Source organism: Catellatospora chokoriensis, from assembly GCF_011297315.1.
Taxonomy (GTDB): Bacteria; Actinomycetota; Actinomycetes; order Mycobacteriales; family Micromonosporaceae; genus Catellatospora; species Catellatospora citrea.
This window is the reverse complement of record NZ_JAAOTI010000016.1, coordinates 104,703-123,144: the sequence shown is the minus strand read 5'-3', so window position 1 is coordinate 123,144 and position 18,442 is coordinate 104,703. Positions and strand designations below refer to the sequence as shown.

The 18,442-nt window shown below is 71.6% G+C and carries 21 protein-coding genes; 5 read left to right on the top strand and 16 right to left on the bottom strand.

What is annotated here, in order from left to right; all coding sequences use genetic code 11:
• The 11 genes from HAV39_RS23960 to HAV39_RS23915 form a co-directional block, all read right to left on the bottom strand.
• Entirely contained in the window at window positions 1–312 is a 312-nt protein-coding gene (locus HAV39_RS23960; RefSeq protein ID WP_191841402.1) for a S24/S26 family peptidase, read from the bottom strand.
• The gene (locus HAV39_RS23955; RefSeq protein ID WP_239120873.1) at window positions 309–2,030 is read right to left on the bottom strand and encodes an ABC transporter ATP-binding protein; all 1,722 of its coding nucleotides are present in this window, start codon (window positions 2,028–2,030) and stop codon (window positions 309–311) included. The genes HAV39_RS23960 and HAV39_RS23955 overlap by 4 nt, the downstream gene beginning before the upstream one ends.
• A gap of 62 nt (window positions 2,031–2,092) precedes the next feature.
• A complete protein-coding gene (locus HAV39_RS23950) occupies window positions 2,093–2,575 on the bottom strand; it encodes a thioredoxin domain-containing protein (protein WP_191841400.1) in 483 nt (160 codons plus the stop codon).
• A 67-nt stretch (window positions 2,576–2,642) separates the two neighbouring features.
• On the bottom strand, window positions 2,643–2,882 hold the full coding sequence (locus HAV39_RS23945; RefSeq protein ID WP_191841399.1) for a hypothetical protein: 240 nt from the start codon (window positions 2,880–2,882) through the stop codon (window positions 2,643–2,645).
• A 70-nt stretch (window positions 2,883–2,952) separates the two neighbouring features.
• A complete protein-coding gene (locus HAV39_RS23940) occupies window positions 2,953–5,877 on the bottom strand; it encodes an AfsR/SARP family transcriptional regulator (RefSeq protein ID WP_191841398.1) in 2,925 nt (974 codons plus the stop codon).
• A gap of 271 nt (window positions 5,878–6,148) precedes the next feature.
• Window positions 6,149–6,409 carry a zinc-binding dehydrogenase gene (locus HAV39_RS23935; protein ID WP_191841397.1) on the bottom strand — a complete coding sequence of 87 codons (261 nt, stop codon included), beginning with the start codon at window positions 6,407–6,409 and terminating at the stop codon, window positions 6,149–6,151.
• A gap of 51 nt (window positions 6,410–6,460) precedes the next feature.
• Window positions 6,461–7,717, bottom strand: coding sequence for an MFS transporter (locus HAV39_RS23930; protein ID WP_203736582.1), 1,257 nt, complete (start codon window positions 7,715–7,717; stop codon window positions 6,461–6,463).
• Between the two features lie 264 nt (window positions 7,718–7,981).
• Window positions 7,982–8,104 (bottom strand): hypothetical protein, encoded by a 123-nt coding sequence (locus HAV39_RS43325; protein WP_275413968.1) that lies wholly within the window; start codon window positions 8,102–8,104, stop codon window positions 7,982–7,984.
• Window positions 8,101–8,616, bottom strand: coding sequence for a DUF427 domain-containing protein (locus tag HAV39_RS23925; RefSeq protein ID WP_191841396.1), 516 nt, complete (start codon window positions 8,614–8,616; stop codon window positions 8,101–8,103). The genes HAV39_RS43325 and HAV39_RS23925 overlap by 4 nt, the downstream gene beginning before the upstream one ends.
• A complete protein-coding gene (locus tag HAV39_RS23920; protein WP_191841395.1) occupies window positions 8,613–8,963 on the bottom strand; it encodes a hypothetical protein in 351 nt (116 codons plus the stop codon). The genes HAV39_RS23925 and HAV39_RS23920 overlap by 4 nt, the downstream gene beginning before the upstream one ends.
• 134 nt (window positions 8,964–9,097) lie before the next feature.
• On the bottom strand, window positions 9,098–9,616 hold the full coding sequence (locus tag HAV39_RS23915; RefSeq protein ID WP_191841394.1) for a MarR family winged helix-turn-helix transcriptional regulator: 519 nt from the start codon (window positions 9,614–9,616) through the stop codon (window positions 9,098–9,100).
• A gap of 86 nt (window positions 9,617–9,702) precedes the next feature.
• Here HAV39_RS23915 and HAV39_RS23910 point away from each other — a divergent pair, with 86 nt between their 5' ends.
• The 3 genes from HAV39_RS23910 (at window position 9,703) to HAV39_RS23900 (ending at window position 13,939) form a co-directional block, all read left to right on the top strand.
• Complete coding sequence (locus HAV39_RS23910; protein WP_191841393.1) at window positions 9,703–11,844, top strand: MMPL family transporter; 2,142 nt, start codon at window positions 9,703–9,705, stop codon at window positions 11,842–11,844.
• 288 nt (window positions 11,845–12,132) lie between these two features.
• Window positions 12,133–12,423: a trypco2 family protein gene (locus HAV39_RS23905; RefSeq protein ID WP_191841392.1), complete on the top strand. Its 291-nt coding sequence runs from the start codon at window positions 12,133–12,135 to the stop codon at window positions 12,421–12,423.
• 13 nt (window positions 12,424–12,436) lie between these two features.
• A complete protein-coding gene (locus tag HAV39_RS23900) occupies window positions 12,437–13,939 on the top strand; it encodes an RICIN domain-containing protein (protein ID WP_191841391.1) in 1,503 nt (500 codons plus the stop codon).
• Window positions 13,940–14,122: 183 nt separating this feature from the next.
• Here HAV39_RS23900 and HAV39_RS23895 read toward each other — a convergent pair whose 3' ends face one another.
• From HAV39_RS23895 to HAV39_RS23880, 4 genes are all read right to left on the bottom strand, one after another.
• Entirely contained in the window at window positions 14,123–15,142 is a 1,020-nt protein-coding gene (locus HAV39_RS23895; RefSeq protein ID WP_191841390.1) for a HEAT repeat domain-containing protein, read from the bottom strand.
• A gap of 6 nt (window positions 15,143–15,148) precedes the next feature.
• Complete coding sequence (locus tag HAV39_RS23890) at window positions 15,149–15,817, bottom strand: HEAT repeat domain-containing protein (protein WP_191841389.1); 669 nt, start codon at window positions 15,815–15,817, stop codon at window positions 15,149–15,151.
• A gap of 186 nt (window positions 15,818–16,003) precedes the next feature.
• The gene (locus HAV39_RS23885; RefSeq protein WP_191841388.1) at window positions 16,004–16,330 is read right to left on the bottom strand and encodes a YciI family protein; all 327 of its coding nucleotides are present in this window, start codon (window positions 16,328–16,330) and stop codon (window positions 16,004–16,006) included.
• Window positions 16,331–16,508: 178 nt separating this feature from the next.
• Entirely contained in the window at window positions 16,509–16,868 is a 360-nt protein-coding gene (locus HAV39_RS23880) for a gamma-glutamylcyclotransferase family protein (RefSeq protein ID WP_191841387.1), read from the bottom strand.
• A gap of 172 nt (window positions 16,869–17,040) precedes the next feature.
• Here HAV39_RS23880 and HAV39_RS43320 point away from each other — a divergent pair, with 172 nt between their 5' ends.
• Together HAV39_RS43320 and HAV39_RS23875 are read left to right on the top strand one after the other, a co-directional pair.
• A complete protein-coding gene (locus tag HAV39_RS43320) occupies window positions 17,041–17,175 on the top strand; it encodes a hypothetical protein (RefSeq protein WP_275412025.1) in 135 nt (44 codons plus the stop codon).
• 366 nt (window positions 17,176–17,541) lie between these two features.
• Window positions 17,542–17,763 carry a hypothetical protein gene (locus tag HAV39_RS23875; protein WP_191841386.1) on the top strand — a complete coding sequence of 74 codons (222 nt, stop codon included), beginning with the start codon at window positions 17,542–17,544 and terminating at the stop codon, window positions 17,761–17,763.
• Window positions 17,764–17,824: 61 nt separating this feature from the next.
• Here HAV39_RS23875 and HAV39_RS23870 read toward each other — a convergent pair whose 3' ends face one another.
• Window positions 17,825–18,409, bottom strand: a complete 585-nt coding sequence (locus HAV39_RS23870) for a hypothetical protein (RefSeq protein WP_191841385.1) — start codon at window positions 18,407–18,409, stop codon at window positions 17,825–17,827.
• Window positions 18,410–18,442: the final 33 nt, after the last annotated feature.

Sequence of the window (18,442 nt, the reverse complement as noted above, 5' to 3'; positions counted from 1 at the left end):
TCAACGCCTCCGTCTGGCCACGCCGAGCACGGACCCGCGCGGCACCGCACCGAAGTGCCGCGAGTCCTGGCTGTCGGCAGCGTCGCCGCGTACGGTCACGGAACCGTCGGGTTCGACGCGTTGGACTCGTTTGACCATCCACGTGACGTCGGCCTGGGGCACGACGTCGCCGGCGCGGAAGACCACGAGGTCGCCGACGGCGGGTGCGCGTCCGACTCGGACGATGAGCCGGTCACCGTCGTGCAGGGCAGGCCGCATGCTGTTTCCGCGTACGGTGATCAGGCGCCAGCGGCGCCGCAGCCAGCCGGTCATGGCGCCACCGCCAGCTGGTAGCCGCCGGCCTGCAGCCGGAACAGGCGGGCGTATGCGCCGTCGGTGGCCATGAGCGCGTCGTGGGTGCCTGACTCGGTGACCCGGCCGGCGTCGAGTACGACGATCTGCTGCGCGTCGCGCAGGGTGGCGAGCCGGTGGGAGATCAGCAGGCCGGTGCGTCCGTGGCGGATCCGAGCCAGTGAGGCGTGCACGCGGGCCTCCGCGGCGGCGTCGAGGCCGGAGCTGGGCTCGTCGAGGATGAGCAGGTCGGCGTCGGCGCGCATCAGGGATCTGGCCAGTGCGACGCGTTGCCACTGCCCGCCGGACAGGGTCACCCCTGCCTGGCCGTCCTCGTCGGCGAAGGTGCGGCTGAGCAGGGTCGCGTACCCGTGCGGCAGGGTGCGGAGTCGATCGTGGATCTCGGCTTGCGCGGCGGCGTGGGCGACCTGCGCCGGTGTGTGCGGCAACCGCCCGATGCCGACGTTCTCCTGGGCGGTCAGGTCGTAGCACATGAAGTCCTGGAACACCGCGCCCATGCGCTCGCGCAGCGTGGCGGCCTGCAGCTCGCGCAGGTCCACGCCGTCCCAGGTGATACGGCCGCGGTCGGGGTCGTAGAACCGGCACAGCAGCTTGACCAGCGTGCTCTTGCCGGCTCCGTTCAGGCCGACGATGCCCACCGCCTGGCCGGCGGGGATCACGAGGTTGACGCCCTGCAGGACCCAGGGTCCGTCGGCGTCGTAGCGGAACCAGACGTCGTCGAATCTGATCCCGGTGTGCAGCGGCGACGCCGGCACCAGCCCGTCGGCCAGGTCGGCCGGGCTGCTGAGGACGGCGACGTAGTGCCGGAACAACCGCATCGCCGTGCCGACCTCGCCGAGCTGCCCGGCGATGGCGGACAGGCCGCTCTGCAGCGAAGCGAGCGCGGCGAGCAGGACGGTGAGGTCACCGAGGCTGAGCGTGCCGTGCAGGGCGGCGTTCACGGCGATCGCGGTCACGGTGAGGGTGACCACGGCGGCGGCCAGCGCCCAGACGGCCTGGACGATTGCCACATGCCGGTGGGCGTGCAGTTCGATGCGGCCGGCGGTGCGCATCGCGCCGGTGAGCCGGTCGTGGAAGAACGTGCTCAGGCGGTAGAGGCGCACTTCACGGGCCGCGCGCAGGTCGGTGAGCAGGCTCTGGAAGAGGAAGCGGGCGCGGAACAGCCCCGCGCTGTTCTCGGCGGCCTGCGCGCTGCGGCGGGACAGCCGCAGCTGCAGGAGCAGTTCGGGCACCGCCACGGCAAGTAGGAGCAGTCCGGCGGGCGGCCACACCGACACCAGGATCCAGCTGAAGCCGCCGAGGGTGATGATGTTCTGGGCCAGCTGGACGGCGAACATGACGACGGCGTAGGGCGCCTGGTCGGCCGCCTGCTGGGCGAGCGCCAGCCGGTCGCGGAACGCGGGCTGTTCGAACGGGCCGAGGCCGAGGAACGTGTTGATTCTGTGGTACAGCTGCACGCCGGCGGCGATCGCGATCGCGTTCTGCACGGCCGCGGTGAAGTAGCCTGCCAGGCGACTGGTGATGGTGACCAGCGTCAGCAGCACGGTGACCGCTACGGCGTAGCCGAGCGCGGCCCGCGGGTCGGCCGCGGGGCCTTTGCTGATCTCGTCGAACAGCAGCTTGGTGAACCAGGCGGCGCCGACCGGCGGCACGGCGCCCACGAGGATCAACGCGATCATGGCCGTGAGCGCGGCCGGTGCAGCGGCTCCCAACCGCAGGGCAGTCCGTAGCGCCGCCATGGTCAGACCAGGACCGGCAGCTCGTGGCTGGAGCCGACCACGATGCCGTCGTGCACCGACAGCACGGCGGGGAATCCTTTGACCTTGAACGCGGTCTCGGCAAGGTGCTCCGAGACCGCCACGGTGTCGTAGCCGGCCAGGCGCTCGGCCATGGCGGCGGTCTCGGCCGGTGTGCCGATCATCAAGATGAGCGCGTCGCGGCGGTAGCGGCCGGCGTCGGCGGTCAGCGTGTCGAGCAGTGTCTGGCACGGCGGGCAGGTGGGCGTGAGCATGACGACGGTGCGGCGGCCGGTGGACAGGTCGGCGTGGGCGAAGCCGCCGACGTTCAGACCGGGTGCGGGCAGCACCTCGGGGATCGGTTCGCCGCCGTGGTCGTGGCTGCTTTCCACGGCACGCAGCCGGCGCACGAGTGCCAGAGTGAGGACGAGGTTGAGCACGGCGACGGCGCCGATGACGGCGAGGGCGGCATTGGCGATACCCGGCATGAGAGCTCCTTGGCGAGTCATGACGGGGCCGCGCCAGTCGGCGCGGCCCCTGGCGGATGGCGCCAGGTCAGCAGACGCCGACCTTCTTGGTGTAGCAGATCGGCCGCGAGGTCGACGTCGTGCAGGCTCCGGTGCAGCTGATGTAGCCCTGCCGGTAGTAGCGGAAGTAGCTGCCGCCCGAGCAGTAGCCGTTGGACGCGACGCAGGTGCAGGCCTGGCCCTGCTCCGGCACGCAGGCACCGGCCTGTTCGCTGCCGAGCAGCTTGGCGAGCATGGCGTCGCCGACGCGGGTGATGGCCCTGGTCATGAGCGAACCTCCTTGGATGGTGGTGGTTGCCCTTCACTGTCGCGGTGGCCGCTGCGGGTGCGCTGCGCCGTCACTGCGCGGCGACTGCGCTTGTCCACAGCGCCAGCCGTCGGCGCAGGTCGTGGACGTACTCGGCGTCGAAGTGCTCGAAGGTGCGCAGCGCCTCCCGGCCCAGTTCGATGGCTTGGTCGTAGCGGTGCAGCGCGGCCCGCGCCTGCGCCAGCAGGCTCAGCGAGTTGGCCAGCGGGAAAGGCTGCCCGATCGTCCTCAGCATGCCCACCGAGTGTTCGAGCTCGCGCACGGCCGCGGCGAGGTCGCCGTCTTCGAGGTGCACCTTTCCCAGCAGCCGCCGTGAGATCGCCTCGCCCCACCCGTGGCGCATGCCGTGGAAAGCCGGCACGGTGCGGTTCAGCAGCCGCCGGGCCGATTCGCGATCTCCGGCGGCCAGGTGCGTTGCGGCCAGTGCCTGCTCGGCGGTGGCCACGCCGAGCCGGTCGCCGAGCCGACGCGCGGCAGAAACCGCATCGCTGAGGTGGCGCACCGCCTGCGGCCACTGCTGCGCATGCCGGTGCAGCAGCCCCAGGCTCTCGCGCGCCAGCGCGGCGCCCCACAGGTCGCCGTCGCCGTCGAACAGCTGCTCGGCGCCTGCCAGCGCGGCGTAGGCGAGTTCGGAAGAGTGCTGGTATTGCCCGTAGTGCATGCCCAGGGTGAGCAGCGCGTGCGCGCCGACCGGGCCGACCGGCCAATGCCCGGCGCACAGCCGCACCATCAATTCCAGGGCCGCGTCGGCTTCGCGCACGCGGCCCAGATGACGACAGCACAGCGAATAGCTCTGCAGGGCGGCGACCCGCACCGGCACCGACACGGCGCGGCTGTCGCGGTGGACCGCGCGCAGCAGCGGCAGCGCCTCGAGGTGCCGGTCCAGAACGCGGTAGGTCGTGCCGAGACACAGCCGCACCGCCAGCCGGGTCGGCCCGCTCAGCTCGGCGTCCCGGTCCAGCACGGCACGCAGGCAGTCGGCGAACTCGGGCAGATGCTCGCTGCGCATCAGGGCGAAGTTCGCCATCGTGCAGGACACCCGCCCGGCCAGGTCCACCGCGTCCAGCCGCAGCAGGTCCTGCACGGCCGCGACGATGTTCTCCCGCTCCGTCTCGAACCAGCTCACCGCGGCCCAGGCGTCCATCGCCGCCACAGGCTCCGGCACGGGGTATGCCTGGCACGGCAGCGCGGCACCGGCCCGTGCGGCGTACGCATGCAACCGTGCGTACCAGCCGAGCAGCTCGCCCGTGCCGGGTTCGGCACGTTCCCGGGCACAGAGCCGGATCAGCTCGTGCATCCGCACCCGCCCACCGGGGTCCGCGATCAGCAGCTGCGCCCGGCACAGCTGCTCGAGCAGCACCTCGGTCTGCTCGTCCCACATGCCGAAGGTGCGCAGCGACGTACGGCTCAGCACGGCGAGCAGACCCGCGGCCGGCGGCGGCAGCCGCTCGAACCCGACGGCGAAGCTGCTGCGCACGTCCAGCTCGCCCAGCGACAGCTCGTCGAGGCGCCGGCGCTCGTCGTGCAGCCGGTCGCGCAGCCGCGCCACGGTCATCGCCTCCCGCTCGGCCAGCCGCACACCGGCGATGCGCAACGCCAGCGGCAGTCCACCGCACAGCTCGACGACCTGTGCCGCGGCCGCGGCCTCCTGGTTGATCCGCTCGGCGCCGGCCAGCCCGGCCAGTAGGTCCATCCCGTCCTCGGCGGGCAGCACGTCCAGCGCGACGACGGAGACTCCGGCCAGCCCGTGCAGGTCGGCGGTGCTGGTGATGATCGCGCCGCTCGGGCCCGGCGGCAGCAGCGGCCGCGCCTGAGCCGCGCCTGCCGCGCCGTCCAGCATGATCAGCATGGTGCGGTCGGCGAGCACGGAACGGTACAGCGCCGCGCGTTCTTCGACGTCGTCGGGGATGGCCTTGCCGGTCACCCCGAGCGCGCGCAGAAAGGCGCCGAGCACCGCACCAGGCAGCGCCGGATCGCCGGAGTTGCCACGCAGGTCCGCGTACAGGCATCCGTCGGGAAAGCGGTGCCGCTGCTCGTGCGCGGCGCGCAGCGCGAGCGCCGTCTTGCCCGTGCCTGCCAGCCCGGTCACCGCGACCAACCGTGCGGCTCCGGCTACCTGGGGCGGGTGGACGAGCAGTGACCGCAGCAGCCCCAGCTCCTTCTCCCGGCCGACGAAGTCGCGCGCGGTGCCCGGCAGCTGGTTGGGCCGGACCAAGGCGCGCACCCCGTCGTCCTGCTGCTCGCTGGCGAGGATCTCCTGGTGCAGCCGCTGCAGCCGGGGGCCGGGGTCGATACCGTGCTCCTCGGCCAGCAGGCGGGCTCCGGCGCGGTACACCGCCAGCGCCTCGGCATGCCGGCCGCTGCGCTGCAACGCGACCATCAGCTGGCCGCGCAGCCGTTCCCGCAGCGGCCGGTCGCGGACCAGGGTGGTCAGTTCCGGCACGAGTTCGTGGTGCATGCCCATCGACAGCTGCGCCTCGGCACGCAGTTCGACGGCGTGCGCACGCAGCTCCTGCAGCCGGTCACGCTCGAAGTCGACCATGGTCGAGCTGACGTCGACGAAGGCGTCATCCCGCCAGCGCGCCAGCGCCCGGTCGAGCAGTTGCACCGCGTGCCGGTCGTCGGTGGCTGCAGCCGCGGCCCGTACGTCGTCGGCGAAGTCGACGCTGTCCATGTCGGCCGACGGGCCGAGCTGATAGCCGGGTGATCTGGTCACGACCAGTTCCCTGCCCCCGGCCCGCCGGACCGACACCACCAGCGCCTGTACCCGGTTGCGCGCTCCGCCGGGCTGCCCGGACTGCCACAGCCCGTCGATCAGGCGGTCGACGGGCACGATACGTCCACGGTGGGCGCTCAATATCGCGACGAATGTCCGCTCCAGCGGGGTGAGCGCAACGTCATGCCCGTCTACCTTCAGCTCCACCCGGCCCAACACGTTGATCCAGTTTCTACTCACCGCGCAAAGGTAGTTCCTCCCGATCTACGACCCAGCCGGGTCTGTCGCATTGAGCGTTGGTTCGCCGACGGACGATGCCGTGCCGTCGCCCCACCCGCTGGACCAAGCTGCCATCGCGTCGCCAACCGCCATGGTGAAACGCGGCGTGACAACGGGCCTGACAGGGACGGGTCCGGCACGTCACCGCGCGCCGGACCCGCCGCCACCAACGAAATCCCGGCCTGCGTCGGCGCCGACGACGACTGACGGTCGCGGTCCGGCGCCATCGGCGTCAGACCGAGACCACGATCTTGCCGCGTACGCCGCCGTCCTCCAGTGCCTGGTGCGCGCCCGCGATGGCGGCCAGCGGGAAGACCCGGTCCACGACCGGCCGCACGGCACCCCGCGCCACCAGCGCAGCGAGCCGGTCCAGGTCGGCGCGGCGCGGATTGCCGCTGAAGAACCGCACCCGCCGGGACCCGTGCACCGCCGAGGCGGCCACGTATCCCAGTGCCGCGACCACCCGATCGATGTCGAACGAGACAGCGACCATCCTGCCGCCCCGGCCCCGCACGGGCCGATCCGGCTGAGCGGCCGGCCGGGCTCAGACGGCCTGCCGCAGCGAGCGCGACATGGCGGCCAGACCGAGCACCGCCAGCATTGCCAGCACGCTCGGGATGAGGAACACCAGTGGCAGGCCGACCGTCGCAGCGCCGAGTCCTCCGGCGAGCCCGCCGAGTGCGGAACTCAACGCGGTCGAGCTCAGGAAGATCGCCGACGCGGTGGCGACGGCGGTGGGCAGCAGCCGCTGGGCGACGATGATGCCCAGCGTGGCGAACACGCCCCAGACACCGCCCATCAGGATCTGCCCGGCGAACAGCCCGGCCGCCGTGCCGGTCAGGGCGAAGCACAGGTTGGCGGCCACCCCGAACGCGGCGCCCAGGACCATCAGCCGCAGCATGCCGGTCCGGCGGGCGACGACGACGGCCAGCGGCATCAGCACGAGCTCGACCAGCGGTTGGATCCCGATGACCGCGCCGCTGAGCCCGGAACTGAACCCCAGCTCGTCGTTCATGTACATCGGCAGGTAGGCGTACTTGATCGACTCTCCCGCGTAGACGAGGACGTACAGGCCGGTGAAGGCCAGCAGGGGCAGCATCATCCGTACCCCTGGGCGGTGAGCCGCGGAACCCGGTGCCGACGCGGTCGCGGTGACCACCTGCGGCGTGCGCATCATCCCGAGCGGAACGACCTGGGCGAGGGTGAGCATCGCCGTCACCAGCAGCGTGAAGCGCAGCGAGGTGTGCCCGGCCAGGAAGGCACCGGCGACCGGGCCGACGACCCAGCCCGCGGTCAGCGCCATCCGCACGATGGCCACGACGCCATCGTTGCGCGGGTCGGGGCGCGCGCTCATCTCGTCGTGCAGGGCGGCGAACAGCTGCGACGTGGCCGCTCCGGCGAAGGCGAGCACCACAGCGCTCACCACGTACGGCATCCACAGCTGCGTCGAGTACGCGATGCCCGCCCAGCCGGCGAATCCGGCCACCGCGCAGACCCGGAACAGCCCCAGCCGACGCCCGGTGCGGTCCGACCGCGACCCGACCAGGTAGCCCGCCACTGGCGCGGTGAGATTCGTCAGGTAGAACAGGCCCGCCGCGGTCAGCGACCCACCCAGGTCGTGGACCAGGAACGACGCGATCTGCGGCGCGGCGGCCGAGAACCCGAGTCCGGACAGGAACATCGCGACGGCGGCACCCCGGTACAGCGGGGAAGCCCACGTCAGCCGCACTGCCGAGGACCGCGCAGCGGGCTGCTCCGTCGCCTTGCCGGTAGGGCGCCGATCCGTTGTCAAACTGTCCACGCGCTCTCCTGACCCATCTGCGAAGCGCGTCCGCCGGTAGCAGACGGCCACCTCGGAACGCAGCTGTTCCAGACGCCAGCGGTGGCGGCGACACAGCGTCCGTCGACACTGGTCGCCGCCACCGCTGACGGCCGGATCGCAGGATAGGCGTGAGAGCGGTTTCAGCGACCGCGCTCCGCCGAAAAGGCCGGCTCAGCGCACCCGCGGCGAACGCACCTCGTACGGCCCGAGCACCAGTGCCACCGGCCCTTCCGCCAGGCCGCACTACGCGGCGGTCTGGCCGTCCAGGCCGGTGATCGCCGCCGTGACCGCCTCGCCGGTCACGTTCGCGACGCCCAGCACGATCCCGTCGCCGTCCTCGGCGGGCTTCACCGCGTCGGCATTCACCAGCCGGTCGTGCCCGGTCCGCCCTTGAACGGGCCGGCGATGTCGCGGGTGATCCACCCGCCGTAGAAGTCGCCTACCTGCGGTGTGACGGGTTCCCCGTCGACCAGGCACGTGTCGAGTTTGGATGGGTAGAACGCGAGCAGCCCGGCGAGTTCCCGGTAGCCGGCCGCCGGTTCCTCGTACGACCAGGCCGCCTGGGGCACGACCTCGTCGCCTACGGTCAGGTCCCAGTAGGAGGCGGTGCCCTTGAACTCGCAGTGCGTGGTGCGCCCGGACGGCCGCAGTGGCAGCAGCACTGCCTCGCGGGGCACGTAGTAGACCGGCGGATGCGAGGTCTCCAGGATCCTGACGGCCTGCCGGGTGTCGAAGACGACCCGGCCGCGGTGGCTTGCGGCGATGCGGCGTCGGCTGTGCTCGCAGCGTGGTGGCCGCGGGTAGTCCCAGACGTTCTCGACCACGGCTGCCCGGCCGGTGGGTTCGTCGCCGTCGCGACCGGTGTGCGCGGGTGTCATCGCAGCGCCGGCCCGCCTGGCACGCGGTCGGGCACCGGCCGGGTGGCGGGCAGGTCGGGCAGCGCGGTGGTCGTCGGCGGTTCACCCACGCCGACAGCTCCGCCCAGGGCGGACGGTGCGGCGTGCTCCGCGAGCGGCGGCAGGTGTGCCATGCCGTAGGCGGACAGGGCGTCCATCGCCTTGGCGGCGTCCTTGGCCTTCTCGCGGGTTTCGTCGTCGCGTGCCGCCATCCAGGTGGTGTAGCCGGCGATCTGCCAGCGCGTGTTGTGCGTGATCTTGCCGACCAGCTCCATGGATCGGCCCGCGCACCGGCGTGACAGGTTGCTGAACTTCTCGTCGATGCCCATGGTGACCTCCGGCTGCGGTTTCTCGTGGCCGCGGACTGCTTGCCACGATTTCATCGTCGCCGCAGGCGGCGGGCGGCGTGGCGCGCGGCCCGAATTTGCGTCGATTCACGCGTCGTATCAGCGGGCGGCCGGGTTCAGCGCGGTTCAGGGCGGTCGGCGGGCGGCCGTTCGCTGCGGGCCGCCTCACGCGAGGCGACGATCGCGCCGGTCATCCGCCGGATCACCTCGGCGGCGACCAGCAGGTCCTCGGTCGGCAGGTCGGTGAGGGCCTCGGCCATCCGCCGGCCCAGAGGTTGGAAGAAGTCCCGCGCCATCGCGAGCGCCGTGTCGTTCATCGACAGCGTGAGCCGGCGGCGGTCGCGCGGGTCTCGGACACGCTCGACGTGGCCGACGGCCTCCAACCGGTCGATCAGCGACGTGGTCGCCGATGCCCCCAGGCCGAGGCGTCCGGCGAGTTCGCCGGCAGTGAGCGGTCGGCCCTGCTCGGCGCTCGCGGCGATCCACATGATCGCGTTGAGGTCGCTGCGGCCCAGGTGGTGGGCTCGGGCGAACACGTCGACGAATACGTCGCTCTCCACCGCGCTGACCTGTAGCGCCCTGGCGACCTCGTCGAGCGCGGCGACCCGCTCGGGGGGCCCCGTTTGCTCCCGCATGGCGAGCACTATAGCATTTCGATCACCGAACCATTCGGTGATCGAACAGTTGCATCATCAACGAATACTGAACAGGAGCCCAGCTCATGGGTGCGCGTCTCGCCACATGGATCGCCAGCCGGGTCGGAGCAGCCGCCATCCTGCTCGCGACGGCGGCGGTAGCCGCGTTGGTGTTCCTCACCAGTCCCGCCCAGCCCGCGGCCAGCCCCACCGACGGCCTGCCGGAAGGCAAGCAGTCCACCCGCGTCACCGAACTGATGGACCGATTCGCCAGCGGCCGAGCCGAATCCGCCATCATCGTGTTCGAACGCCCCGGCACCGCGCTCACCGATACCGACCGCCAGGCCCTGACGGCCCTGCGAACGACCGTCGCCGGTCGCGAGCACGTCGGCTACCTGCCACCGCTCGCCTACGCCGACGACGGCCAGGCGGCGTTGCTGGTCGTGCCGTTGCAGGCCGACCTGCCCGACGACGTCCGCGACAGCACTGTCGACGACCTGCGCGCCGTCCTGCGCGACGCCGCCGAGCTGCCCGCCGGGCTCAGCGCACAGGTGACCGGCGGCGCAGCCTTCGGCCGCGACATCTCCGCCGCCTTCGCGGGAGCCGACGTCACCCTGCTGGTCTCCACCGCGATCGTGGTGGCGCTGCTGCTGCTGATCACCTATCGCAGCCCGATCCTGTGGATCGTCCCGCTGACCGTGATCGGGCTCGGCGACCAGCTGGTCGCCAAGCTGCTGCCGTGGATCGGACACCTGATCGGCGAGCCCACCGACGCCTCCATCGCCGGCATCGTCTCCGTGCTGGTCTTCGGCGCCGGCACCGACTACGCGCTGCTGCTCATCTCCCGCTACCGCGAGGAGCTGCGCCGCACCACCGACCGGCGCGCCGCGCTGGCCGCCGCGGTCCGGGCCGCGGCTCCGGCGATCGTCGGCAGCGCCGCGACGGTCGTGCTCGCCCTGCTGACCCTCGTCACCGCCGTGCTGACCAGCAACCGGACTCTCGGCATCGCCGCCGCCGCCGGCGTCGGCGTGGCCCTGATCTTCGGGCTCATCGTGTTGCCCGCAGCCCTGGCGCTGCTGCCCCGCGGCGCGTTCTGGCCGCTCGTGCCCGTCGCCGGCAGCGCCGAGACCAGCGAGACCGGAATCTGGGCCCGGGTCGCCCGGCTCGTCGGCCGCCGCCCCGTCGGCGTCCTGGCCGCCGCCGCGCTCGTGCTCGCGGCACTCGGCGCGGGACTGCTCACGACCACGATCGGGCTGTCGCAGACCGAGCAGTTCCGCACCGAGGTGGAGTCGGTCCAAGCCCAGCAGACACTGGCGGCGCACTTCGCCGCCGGATCGTCGCAGCCGCTGCAGGTCGTCGTCTCCAGCACGAACGCGCAGCAGGCCGCCGACATCGCCGGCCGCACAGCCGGAGTCGCGGCCGTCGGCCGCCCTGAACCGTCGCTCGACGGCACACTGACGCTGCTGCCGGTGCAGCTGGACGACGAGTCCGGCACCCCCGGCGCCGACCGGGCCGTCACCGCGCTACGCCAAGCCCTGGCCGCCGGAGCAGGAGCGGACGCCCTGGTCGGCGGGCAGCCCGCCGCCGACCTCGACCGGCGCGACGCCAACGCCCGCGACAACGCCGTGGTCGCCCCGCTGGTCCTGGCCGTAGTGCTGATCGTGCTGATCGCATTGCTGCGCTCGGTGGTGGGGCCGCTGGTCCTGCTGGCCACGGTCGTGCTCAGCTACGCGGCCAGCCTCGGCGCGGCCAGCCTGGCCTTCGCCGCCCTGGACATCCCCGCGCTGGCCGCCAACGTGCCGCTGCTGGCGTTCCTGTTCCTGGTCGCGCTCGGGGTCGACTACAACATCTTCCTCGTCAGCCGGGCCAAGGAGGAGACCGCCGCACGCGGCAACACGCGGGCCGGCATGCTGCGGGCGCTGTCGGCCACCGGCGGTGTCATCACCTCGGCCGGGGTGCTGCTGGCAGCGGTCTTCACGGTGCTGGGGGTGCTGCCGGTCATCGTGCTGACCCAGCTGGGCATCATCGTCGGCATCGGCGTGCTGCTCGACACGCTGCTGGTCCGCACACTGGTGGTGCCGGCACTGGCGCTGCTGCTCGGCGAGCGGTTCTGGTGGCCGTCTCGTCCCGCGCCCCACCCGGCGCAGATCAACTCGCCGCGTCCGGCCCGCGCCGAGGATCTCCAGCAGGACCAGCAGCGGCGCGACCCCGCCGCGACCGGACACTGACGGCAGCGCTGCCGGAGGAGGCCCACGGACCCCTCCGGCAGCGCTGCGCCGCGTCCGACCCGCTGGACTGCGCGTTGTGGCCTTCGAGGTCGATGAAAAGTTGGCCGGTTTGCCGCCGCAATGTCCGTCGCGCACGGCCACTCCGGCGTGGCCGTCGGTGTGGCCGCCGAGCGGCACGAGGCGGATCTGCTCGGGCAGGTCCGCTCGGAACCTTTTCGGACTGCACACGGTGGCGACGACAGCCGATATGCTGTCGCGATTGTCCTTTCGCGACACGGGGATGGCTCCATGGACAAGATCGGCTTGGCGGACGCGATCGACGCGCTTCGCACGGAATTGACCGCGGCCGCCAAGGCGGCCAAGGGCCAGGATCTACGATTCCAGGTGGACAAGGTGACCGTGGAGCTCGAGGTCGTCTCCGAGCGGACCACGCAGGGCTCGGCCGGGGTCAAGTGGTTCGTGGAGGTGGGCGGCCAGCGCTCGCATTCGGGCGGCCACGCCCATCGGGTGACCGTGGAACTGATCCCCAAGAGCGGCTCCGGCCCGCTGTATACCGGTGACGGCGAGATCCCGGAATAGACGAATCCTCCAGATGAGCACGGTGAGCGTGGCTGCGTTCGACGCAGACCGCGCAGTCGAGGTGATCTCCCGCGGTGCGCCGGCCGGCGTGGCCGACGGTTACCAGTCGGGCTACTACCTGGGCTCCGGCTTGGTCCTCACCTGCGCGCACGCGCTGTCCGATGCGCCGGGTGTCGAACTGACGGTGCGTGACATCAGCAGGCGCACCGTAACCGCGCGGATCGCATGGTTTCACCGCCACCACGATCTCGCACTGCTCGCCGCCGACGATCACGGGCATCTGCCGGCCGAGACCGTGTCGCTGTCGGTGCTGCCACGCATCACGACCGATACGTCAGCCAGGTTCGTCATGTACGGCTGGCCGAGGGCCGGTCAGCTCGGGACGAAACGCAACCCCGTGCAGGTTCACGGGCCGGTCAAGTTCGCGGAAGTCGCGGGAGCCACGACCGGGACGATGCTGCTGCGGCCCGACCTGAACTGCCCGCCCGGGTATTGGAAGGGCATGTCCGGTGCGGCGGTCTTCTGCGACGGGCACCTGATCGCCGTTCAGCTTCTGCAGCCCGACCCCAAGCTGGACTACCTGGTCGGATTGCTGCTCACCGAGGACATGTTGATGCGACCCGACGAGCGCGGCCGGCGAGGCAGCGACATCCTCACCGCTGCCGGTGTCGCCTGGGGCATCACCGCCACAGGCATGGACCGCCCTACGTCCACCGCGCCACCGCCGCCCGCATCGCTTTCGCGCCGCGCGGCAGACTCCACCGACCAGACCGCCGAACGGGAACGTCCGCGCGCGACGGCGTCCCGACCCGCAGCAGTAGTCGGCGCTGGCGCCCAGCCCGATCGCGAGGTCGACCGGAATCGGCGAGCCGTCCGTGTCCCGCCACTACTCCGCCGGGGCATACTGCTCACACTGCCCGTGATCGTCGCGGGTGCAATCATGGCTGTCACACTCATGCCCGATTCGTCCACCCCACCGGACACGAAAGGGCCGCCCGCATCACCGTCGCCGTCGGGTCCACCCTCCCCGTCGCCGGCCACGCGCGCCTCCCGCACCCCTACGGTGAAGCCGTCGAGGTCGGGTGCGGCCAAGGCCACTGCTTTCAAGCCCGGTTCCGTATCACGGATCCGGAACGCCTCCATCGGTCAATGCGTGTCGGGCGAGGACTTCTCCCCCGGCTACGGGCCCTGCAGTTCCAGCCACGCCTACGAGTGGACGTTTCGCGACACCGGCGGCGGCACCTTCGAGCTGGTCAACCGCGCGAGCGGAAAGTGCTTGGAAGCGCCCTACACCGAAAACTCCGGAGCCGGGCTGGCGCACTGCAGCGGACTCGGCGGAACCGGCTATTCGCATTGGCGCATAGAAAGCACCACCGACAGAGGTCAGACCCTCCAGAACACCGACACCGGACAGTGTCTGGCCATCGCTTCCGCGCCCTACGGGGGCGGCAAGGCGGTGATGCTGACCACCTGCGACAGCGACCAGCCCGTGCAGCTCTGGCGGAACTCGGGCTGATACAGCAGCGGCCCGTGCTTTGCAGGCAGAGCCGCTCCCGTCCCGTCGTTCGGTGGCGCTCACGCAGCGGTCCGGTCCGGTACTGCCCGACCGCGGTCGGGCAGTACCGGCAGCGCGAGCAGCCGCCGCGCGGGCACGGTCGGCGACTGGCGGGGCAGGGCCGGCCGCGCGATCGCCAACCGGTCAGCGCCCGCCGTCGCCGCCGGCCTCGCGCAGCCGGATGACGTACACAGCGGTCAGCGCGACGCCGCGGTCGTCGTCCTGTGCGAGCTCGGTGAGCGCCCGGGAGGCGGTGCCGCCCGGGATGCCGGCGAGCGCCTGGGTCAGCCGCCGGCGCGTCGACGGGTCGGCGGTGCCGGTGCCGAGGGGGGCGATGAGCCCCGCGGCGATCCTGTCCGCCGTCACGGGGTCGTCGGCCAGGGCGCTCAGGGCGTCGGCGGCTTCGACGTCGTTGACCTCCGCCAGGACCATGTCGATGAGGGTGGGTACGGCGTCGGCGACGCCGCGTGGGCCGAGCGCCAGGGCCGCGTGCCTTCGGACGGCGACGTCGGTGCTGGTGAGCGCGTCGTGTAGCAGGGCGTCGGCCGTGTCGTTGCCGATGGCGGCGATGGCTTGCACGGCACGTGTGCGCACCTCGGCCTGCGACGCCCGGAGGCCGTGGGCCAGCAGAGCCAGCCCGTCGTCACCCGAACGGGCCAGGGCCCACCGCAGGGCTCCGGCCACGTTCGGGTCGGTCTCGCTCAGCACCGCCTCGACCAGCGCCTCCACCGGCATGCGGTCCTCGGCTGCCGAGGACAGCGCCGCGCGCTGGCGCTTGCCCGCGCTGTCCGAGCCCAGCGCCTGCAGCAGTGCGACGATCTGCAGTACGTCCTCCCAGCCGGTGGGCTCTGCGGCGCCGATCCGGCGCAGCCGGGTGAGCAGTTCCGTCTCGGCCGCGATGCGGTCGAGGGTCTGCCGGATGAGGTCGTCGACCAGGCCTGAGGGAGTGAAGTCGGGATCGTCGAGGGCGCGCCCGACCTCACGCAGCGACAGTCCGAGCGAGCGCAGGCTCTCGATGTGGAAGATCCGCCGGATGTCCTCGCCGGAGTACTCCCGGTAGCCGGTGCCGCTGCGTCCCGTCGGCCGGACCAGGCCGAGCGAGTCGTAGTGGCGGAGCATGCGGGCGCTGACCCCGGACCGCCGGGCCACCTCACCGATCAACACTGCCGATCATCCTTCCTCGCCGGCCCTGCCCAGGGCCGCGACACGTTTGGCCTGCTCGACAGCGAGCTGGAAGCCTGCGTCGGGGTCGAGCCACAACTGTTGCGTGGCGCGCGCATGCCCGCGCACGCCAGGATCGCGATCCGTGGTCGCGGCGTGCAGGATCGGCATGATCACCTCGCCGAGCGCGATCAGCGCACGGCTGAGGCTCAACTGCGTCTCGCGCCCGCCACGCCCGAGTTGTGTCGCCAGGACCGCGGCCAACTCGGATTGTCCCCCGTCGGGCACCAGCACCACGGCAGCTCGCCAGGCGCTCTGCGCCACCGTGTCGTCGGGGTCGGCCAGCAGCGCCTGCGTGATCGCCGGCCACGCCCGCCGGTCCCCGATCTTGGAGAGCGTGTGCAGGGCCTGGCTGCGCGCCTGCGCTCGCGGCGAGCGGAGTTCGTCGACGAGCTTCGGGACCGTGCTCGACGGCGGCTGGCGGGTGAGCGCCCAGGTGAGCATCTCGCGTACGTAGAACTCGGGTTCGATGGCGCACCGCTCGACGAGCTTGGCGACGGATCCCGGGTCGGGCGTCGTGCCGACCGCCAGCGCCGCCCGCAGCCTGACCGACGGGTCGCGGTGCTCCAGGCCCCGGAGGGCCTGCCTCATGTTCGTGTCCTGCTCCTGCGTGGTCATCGCCACCTCCTGCGCCACAGTGAAGACCTTGTCACTGTGTCAAGGTCAAGCGACGACCTCGGCTGATCCGGCTCGCAGGCAGTTGCTGACCGCGCACCGAGCCCGACAAGGCCTGCTTGGCCCAGCCGGAGGTACGGGGCCACCACCCGCGCGTGGTGATCGGCGACGCCGTGGGGCGACCTACGCCTACTCGTGCAGCGGCCACACCTCGACGATCCCGTGGGCGATCGCGCACGGAGTCGCGGACACGGCTTCGATCGCCTCGTCGATCGAGGCGGCCTCGATGAGCGCGAACCCGGCTACCGGAAGCGCAGCCGACATGAACGGGCCTTTCTCCACGACCACGCCGGTGGCGTCATGATTTCTCACCTGTACGGGCGCGCCGGCGATTCCCGACTCGGCACCTGCCTCCCGCAGCCGGGCGTCATGGGCGTGCGCCCGATCGCGCAGCTCAGCGGCGGTACGGTCGTATCCCGCCTGGTCGCCGTATCCGATGGTCAAAAACTTCGCCATGACCGGGTTCCTTCCGCGGCAGAGGTCACCGAGCCGGGCCCGGCCGGTGAGTGTCACATCTACCGACTCACCGATCCGGCGGGCGCTGAAACCTGCGAAGCATGCCTGCGAGTTGCACAGGCCCGCTGAGCTGCGGGGAACCCTGCCCGGCAGAAGCCGCATCCGCGCGGGCCGAGCCTCACGTCGCGGCTGGCGCCGCCTTGAGCACGTAGATGCACGCCTCGACCGGACCGTGCGGCGTGTGCACCTCGGCGACGACCCGCTCGTACTGCGGACCTTCGAATTCGTCGAGCCGCGGCCAGTGCTCGGGCAGGTCGCCGGACTCGAAGACCTCGACGCCCACGCGCTCGCCGTCGGGGTCAACGGCCAGCCCGGGGAACCCGAGGGCACTCCCCCAGCCCTGCTCGATGAGACGGCCGTGCACGTGGCCCGGGAACCAGCGACCGGCAAGATCATTCAGCTGGTGATGGTTCGGCTTTCCCGGCGCGAGACTTCCGTAGGTCGCCAGGCGGCGAGTCGGACCGAGATCATCACTCACCGGACAAGATTAACGCCGCCGCTCCCCCAGGCGCCGGACGAGGCCGGCACCCCGGCCACGGACACCGGCTTCGAGGCCCGACCGCGCTGGTGACATGCGATCTGCCGCGTGTGGGCGCATGAAAACGGCACGTCATGGGTACGTATGCGGTTGCCCGACCGAGGAGGCCGCGATGAGCCAGACACCTGAGGAGCCGGAGATCGTCCGTGAGGACGACGAGGCCGAGATTCGCGAGCAGCGGGGACGCACCCCGCACCCCATCGAACCCGCGGAAGGGCCCGACGATCCGGAGTACACCGGCGGCTGAGCACGCCGGCGCCCCTGCGCACGGCGTCCGACGCCACGAAGTCGGCCTGACCGGCCGAAACGAAGCGATCATCGTCGATGATAAGCCCGGGTTGTCCGGTTTCCGACCGAGCCCGCGGCGGTGTACACGCGAAACAGCAGGTCGCCGGGCGGGCGTATCGGTGCGTCACGGTTCGGCATACGTGACTGCGACAGGCGGACCGCCTCCTTTGTCGACCGTCCGTGACGGAGAGTCGCGATGACGTCGCATCCTGCCGTGCCAACGGGTCCGGCGGGCCGGGGTCCACGAGATCGACGCATCTCGAAAGTGAAAGGATTTGGGCGCAAGTCCGGCGCCACGCCGGACCACGACCCCGAAGGAGTGGCCATGGCGGTTTCCGCTGACCTCGCCAAGCTGCTGGACAAGGACTACCAGGACAAGAGCCTTGAGGAGATCGCCGACGCGCCGGTCGCCGCGCTCGCCGGCGTGAGCGAGCGTGCCGCGCAGCACCTCAAGGACGCCCTGGGCATCAAGACGATCGGTGAGCTGGGCCGCAGCCCGTACTTCCGCGCCGCGCGGGCGATCGCCGACCTGGCTGACGCCAAGTAGTTCGATTCGTGGGCCGGCTGCCGTGGCAGCCGGCCCGCCGCGCCTTCGCGTAAGAGCGATGTTAGGCGTCGCAGGCCGCGTCGAAGTCGGCCGCAGTGGCGCGACGCAGTTCGAAGCGGACCGTGATGGTGTCCGAGGTGGTCGTGCCCGTCCTGGTGTCGGTCGAGGTCGTCGAGCGGACCGCGCCGTCGGGGTCGACCCGGATCAGTGCCGTGGAGATGGTGAGCCCGTCGCGGCCGTCCCACTCGCCGTCGAGCTGGCCCAGGTAGAGGCCGGCCGTGTTGTCGGGACGTCGGGCGTGCAGCGTGTAGCGGGTGCCCCGGTAGTTCAGGGTGTCGCCGTAGATCTCGTACGTCGCATCGTGCCCGGCGGCGCAGACCTTGGCGCTGCCGTCGATCTCCGGCCCTCCGTCGCCACTGCCGACCTGGTCGGTCAGCCGCAGAACCATCGTGCGGGTGTCGCCGGTGCCGTAGGTGACCTGGCCCTGCCAGTAGCCGACCAGGCCGGGTCTGCCTGGCATGGCCCACGGGTTCAGCAGCCAATGCGACCCGTAGATGAGGCCGAACCCGGCCATGATCACGGCGCAGACGGCAACGAGACGCCATCCGTTCTTGCGCCGTCGTTGCAAGCGCTGCCCGCTGGCCATCGCCCCTCCTTCAAGTCGCCTCACGCTATCGGT

Excerpts from the sequence above, each read along its gene's own strand:
- HAV39_RS23960 (WP_191841402.1), bottom strand. The coding sequence starts at position 312 with ATGACCGGCTGGCTGCGGCGCCGCTGGCGCCTGATCACCGTACGCGGA.
- HAV39_RS23910 (WP_191841393.1), top strand. The coding sequence starts at position 9,703 with ATGGGTGCGCGTCTCGCCACATGGATCGCCAGCCGGGTCGGAGCAGCC.
- HAV39_RS23915 (WP_191841394.1), bottom strand. The coding sequence starts at position 9,616 with ATGCGGGAGCAAACGGGGCCCCCCGAGCGGGTCGCCGCGCTCGACGAG.
- HAV39_RS23890 (WP_191841389.1), bottom strand. The coding sequence starts at position 15,817 with ATGACCACGCAGGAGCAGGACACGAACATGAGGCAGGCCCTCCGGGGC.
- HAV39_RS23870 (WP_191841385.1), bottom strand. The coding sequence starts at position 18,409 with ATGGCCAGCGGGCAGCGCTTGCAACGACGGCGCAAGAACGGATGGCGT.
- HAV39_RS23885 (WP_191841388.1), bottom strand. The coding sequence starts at position 16,330 with ATGGCGAAGTTTTTGACCATCGGATACGGCGACCAGGCGGGATACGAC.
- HAV39_RS43320 (WP_275412025.1), top strand. The coding sequence starts at position 17,041 with ATGAGCCAGACACCTGAGGAGCCGGAGATCGTCCGTGAGGACGACGAG.
- HAV39_RS23955 (WP_239120873.1), bottom strand. The coding sequence starts at position 2,030 with ATGATCGCGTTGATCCTCGTGGGCGCCGTGCCGCCGGTCGGCGCCGCC.
- HAV39_RS23875 (WP_191841386.1), top strand. The coding sequence starts at position 17,542 with ATGGCGGTTTCCGCTGACCTCGCCAAGCTGCTGGACAAGGACTACCAG.
- HAV39_RS23920 (WP_191841395.1), bottom strand. The coding sequence starts at position 8,963 with ATGGGCATCGACGAGAAGTTCAGCAACCTGTCACGCCGGTGCGCGGGC.
- HAV39_RS23905 (WP_191841392.1), top strand. The coding sequence starts at position 12,133 with ATGGACAAGATCGGCTTGGCGGACGCGATCGACGCGCTTCGCACGGAA.
- HAV39_RS23900 (WP_191841391.1), top strand. The coding sequence starts at position 12,437 with ATGAGCACGGTGAGCGTGGCTGCGTTCGACGCAGACCGCGCAGTCGAG.
- HAV39_RS23945 (WP_191841399.1), bottom strand. The coding sequence starts at position 2,882 with ATGACCAGGGCCATCACCCGCGTCGGCGACGCCATGCTCGCCAAGCTG.
- HAV39_RS23925 (WP_191841396.1), bottom strand. The coding sequence starts at position 8,616 with ATGACACCCGCGCACACCGGTCGCGACGGCGACGAACCCACCGGCCGG.
- HAV39_RS23935 (WP_191841397.1), bottom strand. The coding sequence starts at position 6,409 with ATGGTCGCTGTCTCGTTCGACATCGATCGGGTGGTCGCGGCACTGGGA.
- HAV39_RS23950 (WP_191841400.1), bottom strand. The coding sequence starts at position 2,575 with ATGCCGGGTATCGCCAATGCCGCCCTCGCCGTCATCGGCGCCGTCGCC.